Raw genomic sequence first — 12979 nt, forward strand, 5'->3', positions numbered from 1 at the left:
CTCCCACACCGGGGCTGGGGTTACGGACGAACACCCGTGAACCTGAGATAGACCGGGGCGAACCCTTCATAGAACGAAGGGTTTGCGCCCGAGAAGGCTGCCCGCGTGCCATTGTCGAGGGTCTGGCAGCCGGTGGTGTTGTACCAGAGGTCGAAGTCGGTGCCGTTCGGGAAGTGGAAGTCGATGATGGCCACGGCGCCCGGCAACGCGGCCGGGCACGCGGCCGGTCCTTTGGGTGACTTGAGCGAGATCGCCGCCACGGCGTTCTCAAGCTCGATGGCCTCCGCTTCCGCGAGGCGAGCCTGCTTCCTGATCCCCGTTGCACCCGGCCCCTCGGAGGCCCTGCTTTCATAGATGCACAGGAGGGCCCGGTCTGGAATGTCGTGGGGAACGAGTGCCTCGCCTGCCTGGCGATCGTTGGCGACGTCTTGGGCAGGGCCGAGACTTGCCGGGCACCCCGCGGCGACAGTCACCCTCAGCTGCGGGCTCCTCTGCGCCCACGCGCCGTCGTCGGAACAGCCCGTAAGGACGGCGGCCATGAGCAGCGCCCAGACCGCGGCCGCTCCCGCTAGTGCTCGGCTCCCCATCTTCTCCGCCGTCCTCCCCGGCCTTTCAGCGAAGCTGCCCAGTTTCCGGCGTCGCGCCGCCCGCAGTGCCGCGGAAATCCGCGGGAGCTCCGCCGTCGGAGCGTACGAATCGTGGGGAGGACGGCGCAAGGGTCGGGGAGGACGGCGCGCACACCCGGAAAGTACCCCGAAGTGCTCAGTACCCCGCCGCCGGATCCACGAGGCCCTCGAGCGGGAGCCCCATCGCGAAGCGCCGCACGTTGATCTCGACGCGTTCGCCGAGGAGCGGCCGGATCATCTCGAGGGTGTCTGCGGTGTGGGGTGTGATGAGCGCGCGGGGCTCGTCCCACAGGGGGTGGCCGTCGGGCAGCGGCTCGGGATCGGTCACGTCGAGGCCGGCCCCGAGGATGCGCCCCTCGGCGAGGGCGGCAACGAGCGCGTCCGTGTCCACGAGGCCGCCCCGGGCGATGTTCACGAGCACCGAACCGGGCTTCATGACCGCGAGCTCGGCCTCGCCGATGAGCTTCGAGGTTCCAGGCGTTAGAGCCGCGGCCACGACGACGACGTCAGCCTCGGGGAGAACATCGGGGAGGTGCTCCGCCGTCGTCGTCCGTCGCGCCCCGGGGACGGGCGCATCGGTGCGCCGCACGATGTCGATCTGCATGTCGAACGCCGCGAAGAGCCGCAGGAGCTCGATGCCGATCCCGCCCGCGCCGATCACGAGGGCCGTGAGCCCGTGCAGCGACGTGCCCGCGGGCTGCCCCCACGAGCGGGCGGCCGCGCGCTCGGGCAGGCGACGGTACAGCGCGAGCGTGAGCGCGAGGGCGTGCTCGGCGACGGGCTTCGCGTAGGCGCCCTTCGCGCTCGTCCACACCTTGTCCGGGTGCGCCGCGAGGGCGTGCGTGTACGATTCGATGCCCGCCGAGGGGAGCTGGACCCAGCGGACCGAGGGCGTCGAGTCGAGGATGTCCTGAAGGGCGTGCTTGTCGTTGCCGTGGTCGAGTACGAGGGCGTCGGGCTGCTCCCCGAGGCCGACGACGACGCCGCCCGCCGCCGCGATGGCATCGGTGAGGAAGGGCAGGACGTCGCCGTGGATCGCAATGCGGGGCGTGGTGGTCATGGCCACAGCTTAACGGCGCACCCTGAACCGTAGGATCAGGGAGTGCACCGCTTCGCCGTCGTCCTCCCCCTCGCGCCCATGGCGCTCGGCGAGCGCTACGCGGTGCGGGACTGGCCGCTCCACGTGACCGTCGCGCCGGTCTTCTCGACGCGGGCGACGACGCCGATGCTCGCCGCGCGCATGGGCGAGGTCGCCGCCCAGCATGGCCCGGTCGACGCCGTCGCGGGGCCGCCCGAGCTTTTCGGCCCGCGGCACGATACGCCGGTGGCGCTCGTCGACTCCCCCGAGGTCCGCGCGATGCATGCCGTCCTCGCGGGCGCGCTCGCGACGCTCGGCATCGCGTTCGATTCGCCCGGCTACACGGGTGAGGGCTTCCGCCCGCATGTCACGACGACGTCGAAGGGCGCCGCCGTCGAGGGCCAGCGGCTGCGGCTCGCGCAGCTCGCGCTCGTGGACATGGAGCCGGGGCCCGGGCAGGGTCGCCCGCAGGTGGTCGCGGTCGCGGCACTTGCCATGCGGACTTCATCGACTGCTCCGTAACTGTCGTTTTGAAGGCTGAAAACGACAGTTATGGAGCAGTCGATTTCAGGGGGCTCGCCGCGTCGTGGTAGCTGGTGGGGACAGTCGATTTCACGGGGCTCGCCGCCTCTCGATAGCCGATGTGGACCTCGGCGTCGAGGCCGCGCAGGGAGCTCAGCTTCGAGAGGAGCCCGAACAGCGCGGTGGCCTGATCGGGAGTCAGGCCGTCGACGATCGCGGCCTCCTGCGCCTCGGCCGCGTGCCGCAGGGCGCGGAGCACGGCGGACCCGGACTCGGTCAGCCGGAGTTCTTGGACCCTGCGGTCGGCGGAGCTTCGCGTCCGCGTGACGAGCCCGGCACCCTCGAGCCGGTCGATGAGCGCCACCACTCGGCTCTGGACCGAGCCGAGTGTCTGGGCGAGCTCGCGCTGGCTGATGCCTGGGGACCTGCCGATGATGCGGATCACGCCGGCCTCCGACGGCGTGATGCCGAGGCCGCGCGTCTGGTCGGCGAAGAGTTCGGCGGCGTGGGCCCCGAGCTGAGAGAGCAGAAAACCGATGCGGGCTGGACGTCCTTGATCTGGCACGGGCGCGTCTGCCCTCGAACTCTCTGGCATGGATCCACAATACAGCATTGACTGCATGATTCACTAGATGAATAATTACTGCCGTGACTGATCTGACAGCACCTACTGCAGACCCCAAGGCCGCGCGGCCCGCCCGCCGCCCCGACGGACCGAACGCGGGAATCCTCGCGATCGTCGTGCTCGTGCTCTCGATCGCCACGGTCGCCCTGCCGGCCCTCGCTGCGGGCGCCCTGTATCCCTCGCCGTCGGCCTCGTCCGACGCCGTCGCCCGCTATTTCGCCGACCACTCCTTCTCGGCGGCCCTCACCGGCTTCCTTGCCTTCGGCGCCTCCGTGCCGCTCGGGATCTACGTCGCCACGACGTACGCGCGGCTCCTCCGGCTCGGGATCCGCGTGCCCGGCCCGAACATCGGATTCTTCGGCGGCATTGCCTCCTCCGTCATGCAGGGCGCATCCGGCCTCGTCATCTGGGCCCTCAGCCAGACCGCCTCGGAGACCCCGGGCGCCTTCGTGCACCTCGTCGCCGACGCCGCCTTCGCGCTTGGCGGCTTCGGTTTCGCCACGGGCGCCGGGCTGCTCATCGCGGGCACGGCCGTGCCGGCGCTCATCCTCCGCCTCACGCCGCGGTGGCTCGCGTGGACCGGCCTCGTGCTTGCGGCTGCAGGCGAGATCTCGTTCCTGGGCATGTTCTGGCCGGCCTTCGACTATCTCCTGCCCGTCGTCCGCTTCGCTGGGCTCGCGTGGCTCGCCGTCGTCGGCTTCACCCTTCCCCGCAATCGGCACGAGGTCCCGCGACGCGGGGAGTGAGCAGCACTGCCCTCCCGCCGCGCCGCGCACCGGGCTCCACCCCGCCGTACCCCGCCCCGCGGGGTCTTGCACCCCACGCCCCACTCTGGAATAGTTGATGCTTGCTATTACCCATTCCGAGCTCCGGAGCGACACCGATGTCCCTTGGCAACCACACCTTCGCGCCGCTCATCGCACGCCTGACGCTTGAGCAGAAGGTGCATCTGCTCACGGGGGATACGGCGTTCACGCTCCCGGGCAACGACACGATCGGCCTTGCCCCACTCGCGTTCTCGGACGGCCCCACGGGCGTGCGGGGGCTCAAGTTCATGGGCGGGGACGCCGTCGCCCTCTTCCCGAACGCGACGCTGATCTCGGGCTCGTGGGACGACTCGGTGGCCGAGGAGGTCGGGCGCATGCTCTCGGAGGAGGCACACCGGCAGGGCATCCACGTCGTGCTGGGCCCGACGATCAACCTCCACCGCTCCCCCCTCGGCGGCCGCCTATTCGAGGCGTACTCGGAGGACCCGTACCTGACTGGGCGCACCGCGGCCGCATACGTGCGCGGGATGCAGGGCAACGGCACGGGGGCGTGCCTCAAGCACCTCGTGGCGAACGAGTCCGAGACGCTGCGGAACTTCATGGACTCCCGGGTGACCGAGACGGCCCTGCGGGAGGTGTACCTCCTGCCGTTCGAGATGGCCGTCCAGGACGCGGGGGCGTGGTCGATGATGGCCGCGTACAACGACGTCAACGGGGTCGCGGCGACCGAGCAGGACCACATCCAAAACCAGATCGTCAAGGGCGAGTGGTGCTGGGACGGGCTCATCATGAGCGACTGGTTCGCCACCAAGCGGACTGTCGAGTCCGCGAACGGGGGCCTCGACCTCGTCATGCCCGGCCCGGCCGGCCCGTGGGGCGAGCGTCTCGTCGCGGCCGTGCGGCGCGGGGACGTGGCCGAGGCCACTGTGGACGACCACCTCGCCCGGCTCCTGCTCCTGGCCGAGCGCACGGGCGGCCTGGACCGCGACGGTTCCGGCCCCCGCCCCTTCGCTCCCGGGATGCCCGCCCCCGACTCGGAGCTCCGCAAGGAGCAGCTGCGCCGGATCGCGGCGCGCGGCATGGTCGTGGTGAAGAACGACGGCGATCTGCTCCCCCTCGCGGGCGGTCTCGACGGCGCAGGCGCAGTGGCCCTGATCGGCCGCCACGCCGTCGCGACCCAGGACATGGGCGGCGGCTCCGCCCAGGTCAACCCGCCCTACCAGTCCACCGTCGCCGAGGGCCTCACCGCCCGGTTCGGCGAACGCGTCACGGTCGTCGACGGCGTGCACGTGCGCCGCCGCCCGGTCCCGGCCAGCCCCGCCTTCGTCACCGACCCCGTCACGGGCGAGCCCGGCATGCGGGTCACCTACCTCAACGCCGCGGGCACCGAGATCGCGAGCCGCCATGAGGGCGGCACCGCGATTACCGTCGGCTGGGACGACGACTTCTCGGAGTCACCCGCCGCCGTCGTCTTCACCGCGACTCTCGCGAACGACGCCGGGCGAGTGCGACTAGGCGGCATGGGCGCCGGGAATTGGAAGATTGCCGCCGATGGGGGCACCGAGCTCGCGGCCGAGCTCGGCTTCTCGGGCTTCGACCCGGGCGAGGCCGTGCTGCGCCCGCCCGCGTTCTCCGAGGCCGTCACGCTCCCCGCAGGCGCGGCCGTAACGGCGCGCCTCGACCTCATTCCCGTCGACTGGCGGGCCGTACTCGACGCCCACCCCGTGGTCAACGTCTCTGACGAGAGCCACCTTCTCAGCATGGCCGGCTTCGGCGCCGTCGCGTTCGTCGCCGAGCCCGCCGGGCGCACCGACGATCAGGCGATCGACGACGCCGTCGCCGCCGCGCGCGAGGCGGGCACCGCCGTCGTCGTCGTGGGGCTCACGGAAGAAGACGAAACCGAGGCCTCGGACAAGGCGACCCTCGCCCTGCCGGGCCTGCAGGACGAGCTCGTCCGGCGGGTCGCCGCGGCGGCGGAGCGGACCGTCGTCGTCGTCAACGCCGCCACCCCCGTGCTCATGCCGTGGCTCGACGACGTCGACGCCGTCCTCATCGCGGGCCTGCCCGGCCAGGAGGGCGGCCACGCGATCGCCGCCGCGCTCACGGGCGAGGCCGAGCCCGCCGGCCGCCTCGTCACGAGCTACCCCGCCGCGGACGGCGCCGCCCCCGCATGGAACGTCACACCCGCTGAGGACCTCGGCCTCGACTACAACGACGGCACCGCGATCGGCTACCGCGGCTGGCACGCCGGGGCCGCCCCGGCCCCGCTGTTCTGGTTCGGCCACGGCCTCGGCTACGGCGCGTGGGAGTACGGGACAGCGCGGCTCGCCGCCCCCGCCGCAGAGGGCACTGCGCCCGTCCTCGACGTCGAGCTCACCAACACCTCCCAGCGCCCCTCCCGCGAGACCGTTCAGGTCTACTTCGCCCCCGACGACGATGCCCAGCCGGTGCGGCTCGCGGGCTACGCGGGAGTCGACGTCGCCCCCGGCGAGACCGCCATCGTGCGCGTGGCCTGCGACCCGCGGCTCTTCCGCCGCTGGGACGAAGCCGCGAACGGCTGGGCCCCCCTGACCGGCGGGGAACTCGTCGTCGCCCGCGGCCTCGGCGACGTGAAGGCGCGGGTATCGCTGAGGTGAGTCCGCCGTCGTCCCGCCCCGCGCGCCGCTCGAGCGGCCGGCCCAAAGGCGCGGACAGCGCGGCGCGCCGTGAGGAGATCCTCGCGACGGCGGCGCGCGTGTTCTCGGAGGAGGGGTACCGGGGCACGTCGATGAGCGCGATCGCGCGGGCGTGCGGCCTGAGCCAGACCGGCCTCCTGCACTATTTCCCGACCAAGGAAGACCTCCTCAGGGCCGTCATGGAGCGGCGGGACGCGCTCGACTCCGCCATCGCCCTCGCGCCGACCGGCGAGCGGCTCCGCGGGTGGGAGTTCGTGGAGAGCCTCGTCCGACTCGTTCGGGTCAATCAGGGGCAGCCGGGAATCGTGCGGCTCTACACGACGGTCTCGGGCGAGGCAGTCGACGCTGCGCATCCCGCGAACGCGTGGCTCGTCGAGCACCATACGCAGGCGCGCGAGATGTTCCGCACGGCGTTCCGCGAGGCCGCCGAGGACGGCACGCTGCGCCCCGATGCGCCGGTCGAGGCGATGATCCGCTGCCTCGTCGCCGGGATGGACGGCCTCCAGGTCCAATGGCTCTCCGACGGCTCGTACGAGGACATGGCCACGGATTTCGAGGTGCTCGTCGAGGCGTTCACGGCACGCTGGAAGGCGTGACGCGCCGTCGTCTGCCCCTTGTCGCTACCGGTGCCGCTTCCCCGCAATGGTGCCGCGGGTCAGCGGCCCAATAGCGGCGAAGGAGCACCGCTGTTTGGAAAGGGGCACGGGCGCGGCGCGGCGCGTCACTCGGCCTGCTGCGGCCGCACGAGCCGGACCTCCTCGAGGTCGAGCTGTGATTGGATCTGCCGCAGGACTGTGTCGTCGATGGCGCGCGTGTCGCGGAGGCGGACGACGACGGCGCGCTTCCGCGCGATGAGCGCGAGGCGGAGCTCGGTGTACTGGCGAGAGCGGACGACGGCGGGATTGTCGCCATCGCCGTCGTCCCCCGCGTTCATGGCCGAGAGGTGTTCCTCGTATTCGGCCCGGATGCGGTCGAGCACATCGTCCTCGATGCCGAGCTCGCGCGCGATCCCGGGCATCGCGGCGAACGCCTCCTCGGACGCCGTGCGCCTCGCGAGGGCGAGCTCTTCGGCGGCGGACGTGTCGACGGGGATCCGGGCCCAGCGGATCACGTGCGGGAGCGCCATGCCCTGGACCACGAGCGAGGCCACGACGACGAACGCCGTCACGAAGACGATCGTGTCCCGCGCCGGGATCGCCGCGCCGATCGGGACGGAGAGCGCGACGGCGAGCGAGACGGCGCCGCGGAACCCCGCGAAGGCGCTCACGAGCCGCGCGCGGTTCGTGGTCCGCAGCGAGCGCTGGTACGGGCGCCTGTCGATCGCGCGGATGATGTAGGCCGAGGAGACGAGGAACGCGAACCGGGCGGCGATCCCGGTCACGAAGACGGCCGCGCCGATGGCGATGGCCTGGCCGAAGGCGAAGGTCGTGAGCCCCTCGATGACCGACGGGAGCTGGAGCCCGACGAGGACGAAGAGGGCCCCGTTGAGCAGGAACGTCACGAGCGTCCAGACGGCGCTCGTCTGCTGGCGCGTGTAGGCGGAGATCGCGAGCGGCGACGCGTGCGCCACGTACAGGCCGCACGCGACGACGGCGAGCACCGCCGAGGCGTGGATGAGCTCGGCGCCGAGGAACGCGACGAACGGAATGAGGAGCGCCCCTGCGTTGCCGAACAGGGGGTTCGAGATGCGGCGCCGCGCCTCGAGCAGGATCCACCCGACGGCCAGACCGACCAGGACTCCCCCGCCGAAGGAATACACGAACTGCGCCGAGACCTGCAGCGTGTCCGGCGGAGTGCCCGCGAGCGCCGAGCTCAGGGCGACGCCGTAGATCACGAGCGCCATGCCGTCATTCATGAGGCTCTCGGCCCGGAGCGTCGCGATCTGGCGGCGCGCGAGGCCGCGCCCGAGGGCCGAGACTGCGGTCGCATCGGTCGGTGCGACCGCGGCGCCGAGGATCCAGGCCGCGCCCCAGTCGAGCCCGAAGGCGTGGGCGACGACGGCGATCGCCGACGCCGTGGCGAAGACGAGGAGCGTCGCGCTCAGCATGACCCCGCGGATGTACGTGCGGATGGTGCGCAGCGACGTCGTGAGGCTCTCCCAGTACAGGAGCGCGGGGAGGAACAGGAGGAGGACGGTCTCGGGCGGCAGGCCGACGTTCCCGAAGGCCGGGACGAAGCTGAGCAGCACGCCGGCGACGAGGAGGATTACTGGCGCGTTCGCCCGGATCCGCTCGGCGACGATGCTTCCGAGGATGACGGCGGCGCCCAGCGCGACGACGAGTTCAAGACCGAGCATGACGCACCCTTCCGCACCCAAGCCCCTCCCGCTCTGGATTCTATGCCGCGGCGGCGCGGTGGGCTCCCCGTCGGCGTCGAGACTCGTGCGCGGGGAAAGGGCCCATGAGAAGAGGAGGCTGTGCCGCCGAGACCACGGCACACCCTCTGTTGTCTATATGCCCAGCTCGATCAGCGGCAACCCGGAATTGTCGCCGACGCGGCCGAACGGCCGAAGTCGGAGGCGCCGCGTTGGCCGGGGAGGCGTTCGCGAGCGGCTGACGCGGACGAAACTGCTGTCCTTCCCCGCATCTCCGGGGGAAATGACCCACGGAAATGCGGGGATGCCACGGAGAAGCGAGCCAGCTACTCCCCGCTCGCGGACCCCTCCGACCCTTCCGTCCCGCCCATCCCGGCCGCCCATTCGGCCACGCGGCGTGCCGCCTCCTCGTCCGAGACGTCCTCGACGCGCGTCATGACGGACCAGCGGATCCCGAACGGATCGCGGATGCTCGCGTACCGGTCCCCCGTTACGAATGTCGCGGCGGGCTCGCGGAGGGTCGCGCCGGCGGCGATGGCCCGTTCGACGGCGGCGTCGACGTCCGGCAGATAGACGCCGAGGGAGAGGCAATCGTCGTCGCCCGCGGGCGGCAGCACGAGGTGATACGCGGGGTTCGCGTCGCCGAGCTCGAGCCGGCCGTTCCCGAAATCGAGCACGGCGTGGGCGACGATCGGCTTCCCGTCCGGCCCGGGGAAGTCAGTGCGGCTCAGGAGCCGAGCCCCGAACACGGATTCGTAGAAGCGGATCGCGGCGTCGGCGCCGTCCACCACGATGAAGGGGGTCAGGGAGGTCGAGCCGCGCGGGGTGCCGTTGACGGTGTGCTGGCCGTTGGCCGGGGCGATGGAGGCAGTGTTCTGATCGCTCATGACGCCACGGTAAGCACACCTCGACGTCCTCCGCTTGAAGATTCGCGACACCCTACGATCGATTCATGGACGGGCGATTCGTGAACAGGCCAACCTCCCGCGGCCAGCTCACGCCGGATCCGCGCGCCCCGCTGGCGCGCCTCAACCCGCCGGCGTGGGCAGCCCACGCGATCAGGCACTTCTGGGTTGTCGAGTGGTCGCTGCCCGACGGGGAGCAGTCGCGGCAGCTCGTGCTCGGCTACCCCGTGCTGAACTTCGTCGCCGAGCCGGACCGGCTCGCCATCTACGGCCCGACGACGGCGGCCGGCACACGGGTGCTCGAAGGGACCGGGTGGGCCGTCGGCGCGTTGCTGCGCCCCGCGGCCACACCGCTGTTCACGGATCGTCCCGCGCGGTTCGCCAACGCGGAGCGCGACGTCGAGGCGCCCGAGCTGCACTGCGCCGTCGTCCGCGCCATGACGCGCGCGGCACCTGCCGAGAGCCGCTTCGCCGAGGCGACCCACGCCGTCGCCCGCTGGATCGCCGAGCGCCTCCCCGAAGCCGGCGCCCGCGGGCTCGAGGCGAACCGCCTGGCCGATCTTGCGGACTCCGAGCCGGGGCTCCTCCGCGTCCCGGACCTCGCGGCCGCAATGGGAGCATCCGAGCGGACGCTCGGGCGGCTCGCCGCGGACTTCCTCGGCCCGACCCCCGCCGCAATCATGCGCCGTCGTCGGATTCAGCTCGCGGCCGAGCGCCTCCGCGCGGACCCGGCGACTCCCCTCGCGGGCCTCGCCCAGGATCTCGGCTATGCGGACCAGCCGCACCTCACGCGCGATTTCCGCGCGGTGCTCGGCGTGACGCCGCGCGAATACGCCCAGATGGCGGCACCGGCTCCCCCGACAGCTGTCAGCTAGGCGCGGTACAGTCGCCTCAATGAGCCGTCCGAAGGAGGCGGGCATGGCGATCCCCGAATCGTCCGAGCTTCTGCCGGCCGCACCCCTGCTCCTCACGACGGAAGAAGTGCGGCTCCTCTGGGCGTTCGTCCACGGCGACATCATGAACGCGGCCATGCGCACGTGGCTGCGGGCCTCGCTCGGCTTCTGCCCACGGCACACGTGGGCCTATGCGGTCGTGGAGATCGAGCTGTGGGAGGCGGGAGTCGGCGCGCGCGGCGGCCATCAGCCGTTCGATGTGAGCGTCCTCTACGAATTCCTCGCACGCGACTTCGCGCGGCGCCTCGCCCTCCCTCACGGCTGGGGCCGGCGCCCCGAGGCGGTGCTCATGCCGTCCCGGCGCTGCTACTTGTGCACGCAGCTCGAGGTGCCGCTCAAGGACGGCTTCGCGCTCGGCTACGCGAATTCGAACAGCGCGTCGCTCGCTGCCGAGGCGAATCTTCTCCTCCACACGCGCCGCTGGTGCGAGGCAACCGCGGACGAATGGAGCGGCCGCGCGTGCCCCGCATGCCTCGGCCTCGGGGGCGATGGGTTCCCATGCCGCGCGCACCTCGCCGAGCGGGTGCGCGTCGGCGCAGCGGACGACGGCGCCCTCGCGGCTTCCTCGCGCATGCTCGCCTCGCTCGCGGATCGCCTTGCGGACCTCTCGGCCTCGATGACGGCGTCCGGCCAGCCCGCGGACGCCGAGACGGAGGCGAGCTGGGTCGAGGTGCTCGGCTTCTTCGCGGGCTGGCGCTTCCCGGCGTTCCTCGCGGGCCTCACGGACGCGTCAGCCGCCGAGTGACGTCCGCGCGCGAAGCTCCCTGCGCAGGATCTTGCCCGACGCCGACTTCGGGATCGCGTCCACGAACTCGACGGACCGCACGCGCTTGAACGGCGCGACGTGCCCGGCTACGAACGCGATGACGTCCTCGTCCGCCAGCTCGGCCCCCGCCTGCGGGACGACGAACGCCTTGGGCACCTCTTCGCCGTCGTCCGCGCGGACGCCGATGACGGCCGCGTCGGCGATCTGGGGGTGGGAGAGCAGCACGGCCTCGAGCTCCGCGGGCGCGATCTGGTAGCCCTTGTACTTGATGAGCTCCTTGAGCCGGTCCACGATCGTCACCACCCCGTCCGCCGTGACGGTCGCGATGTCCCCAGTGCGGAGGAAGCCGTCCGGGTCGATCGTCGCGGCCGTCGCGTCGGGTCGGTTGAGGTAGCCGAGCATGACCTGGGGCCCGCGGACCAGGAGCTGGCCGGGCGCGCTCGCGCCCTCGGCCGGGACCTCGACCTCGTCCTCCGTTCCGGGATCGAGGAGCCTGCACTCGGTGTTCGGGACCGTGAACCCGACGGAATCCAGCGAGACGCGGTCTGCGTCGGCGAGCGGGATGAGGTGCGAGACCGGGCTGAGCTCGGTCATGCCGTACCCCTGGAGCATGACGCACCCGAGGCGACGTGCGACGGCGTGGCCCAGTTCGCCGTCGAGCGGCGCAGCGCCCGAGAGCGCGGCACGGACCGACGAGAGGTCGTACTGGTCGATGAGCGGATGCTTCGCGAGCGCCACCGCGATGGGCGGGGCGATGAAGAGGAACGTGCAGCGGTGGTCCTGCGTGATGCGGAGGAACTCGGCTAGGTCGAACTTGGGCATCGTGACGAGCTTCGCTCGCTCGGCAAACGCCAGATTGAGCAGAACGGTCAGGCCGTAGATATGGAAGAAGGGCAGGACGGCGAGGAGCGCGTCGTCGCGGTTGACGCCCAGGAGAGCCCTCGACTGGGCCACGTTCGCGACGAGGTTGTACTGGCTCAGCATGACGCCCTTCGGCGTGCCGCTTGTCCCCGAGGAATATGGGATGACGGCGGCCGCGTGCGGATCGACGTCCACTTCCGGCGCGGGCAGGCCGGCTCGAAGAGCGTCCGCGAGGGACGGATGGCCGGCCGCCGCCGCAGCCTCGCCGCCGTCGAGCACGACGAGCCGCTCGGCCGGGATGCCTGCCTCGTGCGCCGCGGCTTCGGCGCGCTCGAGGAAGGGGCTCACGGTCACGAGCCAGTCTGCTCCCGCGTCCTGAAGCTGCCTCCCCGCCTCCTCTGCGGTATAGAGGGCGTTGATCGTGGTCACGGCGGCGCCCGCGCGGAGGATGCCGTGGAAGACGACGGCGAAGGCCGGAACGTTGGGGCAGAACAGTCCCAGCGTTGTCCCCGGCCCGGCGCCGCGGCTCGCGAGCCACCCGGCCAGGGCATCGATGCGGGCCACGAGTTCGCCGTACGTGGTCTCCGCGCCGGTCGTGCCGTCGACGACGGCCACGCGAGCCATGTCCTCGGGGGCGAGGCCGCCGAACAGGTACTCCTGGAGCGTGGACTCGGGAATTGCGACATCCGGGAACGGGCTCGTGAACATTTTGCGGCTCCTTCGACGCGCGACGGCGCAACCGCCGCTCCCCCCATTCCACCGGGGGATGGGGGCGAGGACAAGAGGACCGCGAATCTGTTACTGATCGGTAACGGCGCGGGGGGTCGGCTTCTCGGGGCGGTGCGCGTCCGGCCCGCGGCCTAGACTCCCACAGGTAGTCCTTTCTG

At 71.7% G+C, this 12979-nt stretch carries 12 protein-coding genes; 6 read left to right on the top strand and 6 right to left on the bottom strand.

Going from position 1 to position 12979, the window contains the following annotated elements:
* Nucleotides 1–20: 20 nt before the first annotated feature.
* A complete protein-coding gene (locus SPF06_RS13770; protein WP_323279677.1) occupies nucleotides 21–587 on the bottom strand; it encodes a hypothetical protein in 567 nt (188 codons plus the stop codon).
* A 175-nt stretch (nucleotides 588–762) separates the two neighbouring features.
* Nucleotides 763–1686, bottom strand: coding sequence for a D-isomer specific 2-hydroxyacid dehydrogenase family protein (locus tag SPF06_RS13775; RefSeq protein ID WP_323279678.1), 924 nt, complete (start codon nucleotides 1684–1686; stop codon nucleotides 763–765).
* Nucleotides 1687–1728: 42 nt separating this feature from the next.
* On the opposite strand from SPF06_RS13775, the gene SPF06_RS13780 reads away from it, so the two are divergent.
* Nucleotides 1729–2226 (top strand): 2'-5' RNA ligase family protein, encoded by a 498-nt coding sequence (locus tag SPF06_RS13780; protein ID WP_323279679.1) that lies wholly within the window; start codon nucleotides 1729–1731, stop codon nucleotides 2224–2226.
* A 28-nt stretch (nucleotides 2227–2254) separates the two neighbouring features.
* On the opposite strand, the gene SPF06_RS13785 is transcribed toward SPF06_RS13780, so the two are convergent.
* Entirely contained in the window at nucleotides 2255–2791 is a 537-nt protein-coding gene (locus tag SPF06_RS13785; protein ID WP_323279680.1) for a MarR family winged helix-turn-helix transcriptional regulator, read from the bottom strand.
* Nucleotides 2792–2874: 83 nt separating this feature from the next.
* On the opposite strand from SPF06_RS13785, the gene SPF06_RS13790 reads away from it, so the two are divergent.
* The 3 genes from SPF06_RS13790 to SPF06_RS13800 all read left to right on the top strand — a co-directional run bounded on the left by SPF06_RS13790 (nucleotide 2875) and on the right by SPF06_RS13800 (nucleotide 6889).
* On the top strand, nucleotides 2875–3597 hold the full coding sequence (locus SPF06_RS13790) for a hypothetical protein (RefSeq protein WP_323279681.1): 723 nt from the start codon (nucleotides 2875–2877) through the stop codon (nucleotides 3595–3597).
* 137 nt (nucleotides 3598–3734) lie between these two features.
* Complete coding sequence (locus SPF06_RS13795) at nucleotides 3735–6254, top strand: beta-glucosidase family protein (protein WP_323279682.1); 2520 nt, start codon at nucleotides 3735–3737, stop codon at nucleotides 6252–6254.
* A complete protein-coding gene (locus SPF06_RS13800) occupies nucleotides 6251–6889 on the top strand; it encodes a TetR/AcrR family transcriptional regulator (protein ID WP_323279683.1) in 639 nt (212 codons plus the stop codon). The genes SPF06_RS13795 and SPF06_RS13800 overlap by 4 nt, the downstream gene beginning before the upstream one ends.
* A gap of 125 nt (nucleotides 6890–7014) precedes the next feature.
* Here the strand turns inward: SPF06_RS13800 and SPF06_RS13805 are convergent, their stop codons facing one another.
* Nucleotides 7015–8589, bottom strand: a complete 1575-nt coding sequence (locus SPF06_RS13805; protein ID WP_323279684.1) for a Na+/H+ antiporter — start codon at nucleotides 8587–8589, stop codon at nucleotides 7015–7017.
* Between the two features lie 344 nt (nucleotides 8590–8933).
* Entirely contained in the window at nucleotides 8934–9494 is a 561-nt protein-coding gene (locus tag SPF06_RS13810) for a VOC family protein (RefSeq protein ID WP_323279685.1), read from the bottom strand.
* Between the two features lie 65 nt (nucleotides 9495–9559).
* Between SPF06_RS13810 and SPF06_RS13815 the strand changes: the two genes are divergently transcribed.
* Together SPF06_RS13815 and SPF06_RS13820 are read left to right on the top strand one after the other, a co-directional pair.
* Nucleotides 9560–10387 (top strand): AraC family transcriptional regulator, encoded by an 828-nt coding sequence (locus SPF06_RS13815; protein WP_323279686.1) that lies wholly within the window; start codon nucleotides 9560–9562, stop codon nucleotides 10385–10387.
* A 19-nt stretch (nucleotides 10388–10406) separates the two neighbouring features.
* Nucleotides 10407–11210: a hypothetical protein gene (locus tag SPF06_RS13820; protein WP_323279687.1), complete on the top strand. Its 804-nt coding sequence runs from the start codon at nucleotides 10407–10409 to the stop codon at nucleotides 11208–11210.
* Here SPF06_RS13820 and SPF06_RS13825 read toward each other — a convergent pair.
* The gene (locus tag SPF06_RS13825; protein ID WP_323279688.1) at nucleotides 11196–12800 is read right to left on the bottom strand and encodes an AMP-binding protein; all 1605 of its coding nucleotides are present in this window, start codon (nucleotides 12798–12800) and stop codon (nucleotides 11196–11198) included. The two genes, SPF06_RS13820 and SPF06_RS13825, sit on opposite strands and share 15 nt — an antisense overlap.
* Nucleotides 12801–12979: the final 179 nt, after the last annotated feature.

The organism is Sinomonas terricola (assembly GCF_034931225.1).
Lineage (GTDB): Bacteria > Actinomycetota > Actinomycetes > Actinomycetales > Micrococcaceae > Sinomonas > Sinomonas terricola.

What these genes read in the sequence shown, in the direction of transcription:
- SPF06_RS13770 (WP_323279677.1), bottom strand. Translation starts at nt 587, where the DNA reads ATGGGGAGCCGAGCACTAGCGGGAGCGGCCGCGGTCTGGGCGCTGCTC.
- SPF06_RS13775 (WP_323279678.1), bottom strand. Translation starts at nt 1,686, where the DNA reads ATGACCACCACGCCCCGCATTGCGATCCACGGCGACGTCCTGCCCTTC.
- SPF06_RS13795 (WP_323279682.1), top strand. Translation starts at nt 3,735, where the DNA reads ATGTCCCTTGGCAACCACACCTTCGCGCCGCTCATCGCACGCCTGACG.
- SPF06_RS13805 (WP_323279684.1), bottom strand. Translation starts at nt 8,589, where the DNA reads ATGCTCGGTCTTGAACTCGTCGTCGCGCTGGGCGCCGCCGTCATCCTC.
- SPF06_RS13810 (WP_323279685.1), bottom strand. Translation starts at nt 9,494, where the DNA reads ATGAGCGATCAGAACACTGCCTCCATCGCCCCGGCCAACGGCCAGCAC.
- SPF06_RS13815 (WP_323279686.1), top strand. Translation starts at nt 9,560, where the DNA reads ATGGACGGGCGATTCGTGAACAGGCCAACCTCCCGCGGCCAGCTCACG.
- SPF06_RS13820 (WP_323279687.1), top strand. Translation starts at nt 10,407, where the DNA reads ATGAGCCGTCCGAAGGAGGCGGGCATGGCGATCCCCGAATCGTCCGAG.
- SPF06_RS13825 (WP_323279688.1), bottom strand. Translation starts at nt 12,800, where the DNA reads ATGTTCACGAGCCCGTTCCCGGATGTCGCAATTCCCGAGTCCACGCTC.